Source organism: Kitasatospora sp. NPDC004240 (assembly GCF_053603215.1).
Genome location: NZ_JBSGFD010000433.1, coordinates 1 through 1,940, shown reverse-complemented (window position 1 = coordinate 1,940; position 1,940 = coordinate 1). Strand labels below are relative to the sequence as shown.

The following is a 1,940-nucleotide window of genomic DNA, read 5'->3' as shown; positions in this document are numbered from 1 at the left end:
CGGCGGGCCCGGCCGGCCGGCGCGCGGCGGCGCGGGACGTTGGCCGGGCACCGGGGCTGCGGTGGCGGTGGTCGTGGATGTGGCGGCCGGGCTGCCGGCGGCGGGGGTGCGAAGGGCTTGTGCGTCCGACTCGCGGGGGAAGGGAACGCCGGGGCCCGGGAGGCTCTTATGAATCTCCGGCTCCTCGGGGAAGACAGGCATACCCGGATATCTATCAAATGCCGGTCGGATGCGCACGGGCGCCCCACCCATCGGGCACCCCGAACCGTACCCGCCCCCACCCGAAAGCCGACCGATCACCAGAAACCGACCGTCAGAAGCCCGGCACCGGAAGCCCGTTGTCGCCACGGGCCCTCTGTCGGCGGGGTCCTGCGTCAGAAGCCCAGTGTCAGCTGTTCGTCGGCCGGCGCGGCTTCGCGCTCCCGCTTCAGGTGACGCCATCGCGGCAGCCCGTCCATGAACGCCCAGGAGAGCCGGTGCTGTTCGGTCGGACCGAGCTCCTCCAGCGCGGCGCGGTGCACCGGGGACGGGTAGCCCGCGTTGTCGGCGAAGCCGTACTCGGGGTGCGCCTCACCCAGTTCGGCCATCAGGCCGTCACGGTGGACCTTGGCGAGCACCGACGCGGCGGAGACGCAGACGCAGGACTGGTCGCCCTTGATCACGGTCCGGACCCGCCAGGGGCCGCCCAGGTAGTCGTGCTTGCCGTCGAGGATCACCGCGTCGGGCTCCACCGGCAGCGCCTCCAGGGCCCGTACCGCGGCGAGCCGGAGGGCCGCCGTCATGCCGAGTTCGTCACACTCCTGCGAGGAGGCGTGGCCGAGCGCGTACGCGGTGACCCACTCGGCCAGCACCGGGGCCAGGGCCTCGCGGCGCAGTTCGGTGAGCAGCTTGGAGTCGGTCAGGCCCTCCGGCGGTCGGCGCAGCCCGGTGACGGCCGCGCCGACGGTGACCGGGCCGGCCCAGGCCCCGCGGCCCACCTCGTCGAGGCCGACGACGATCCGGGCGCCGGCCCGGCGCAGGGAGCGCTCGACGGAGTGCGTCGGCGGGACGATGGGCATCGCGGTGTCCGTTCAGCTGGGGGCAACCTCCAGCCTAAGCCCCGGCCACCCCGCCCCCGACCGGCTCCGGATCCTGCACCGACCGGTGCAGGCCCCGCCCCGGACGGCGCCGGTCCTGCCCACCTCCGGCCCCGCCCCGACCCGCACAGGCCCACCAGCCCAGCCCGTCGCTCCTCAGCCCGGCCCGCCCCTCAGCCAGACCCGCCCCGCCCCCGCCCCTCAGTCCGCGACCCCGTGGTTCCGGATCATCGGCTCCATGACCTCGTTCACCAGCTGGGCCGCGAAGTCCGGCCCCATGGACTCCTGACCGCAGGCCTTGACCCGGTAGAGCAGCATGGCCGGGATCACGTCGGCGACCAACGGGTTGGCCGCGCCCGGGCGGACGTCGCCGCGCTCCTCGCCCCGGCGCAGGATGTCGAGGATGGTGACGGTGGTCGGTTCGAGCACCCGGGCGGTGATGAAGTCCTTGAAGACCGCGGCCTGCTGATGGTCGAGCTCGGCCATCAGCACATGGATGGCGCTACCCGCCCGTGAGTGTACGGAGTTGGTGAAACGCGTGATGAGCAGCAGCAATTCACTACGGGCGGACCCGAGGTCCGGGGTCTCCGAGGGGCGTGGCAGAGTGGAGTCCAAGGCGTCGATGACCAGTTCGGTTTTCGAGGCCCAGCGCCGGTAGAGCGCGGCCTTTCCGGTCCGGGCTGCACTGGCGACGCCTTCCATCGTCAGCCGTGCGTACCCGCCGGAGGTGAGCTGGTCGAGGGCCGCCTCGAAGATCGCGGCCTCCAGGACCTTCCCACGCCGCCGGGCGGGCCGGGTCAACACCTCGGCCGCGACGCGCACCGGACAGTCGGCCGCCGACCGCACGACCGCGGCCCGCAGCCC

General features: G+C 73.5%; 2 protein-coding genes. Both read right to left on the bottom strand.

Features of this window, described 5'->3' with window-relative positions; all coding sequences use genetic code 11:
* Nucleotides 1–374: 374 nt before the first annotated feature.
* Nucleotides 375–1,058 carry a ribonuclease HII gene (locus ACWEQL_RS42330; RefSeq protein WP_452156941.1) on the bottom strand — a complete coding sequence of 228 codons (684 nt, stop codon included), beginning with the start codon at nt 1,056–1,058 and terminating at the stop codon, nt 375–377.
* Nucleotides 1,059–1,277: 219 nt separating this feature from the next.
* On the bottom strand, nt 1,278–1,940 hold a 663-nt coding region (locus ACWEQL_RS42325), incomplete at its 5' end, for a TetR/AcrR family transcriptional regulator (protein ID WP_452156939.1).

Coding starts and splice junctions, on each gene's coding strand:
- ACWEQL_RS42330 (WP_452156941.1), bottom strand. CDS start 1,058: ATGCCCATCGTCCCGCCGACGCACTCCGTCGAGCGCTCCCTGCGCCGG.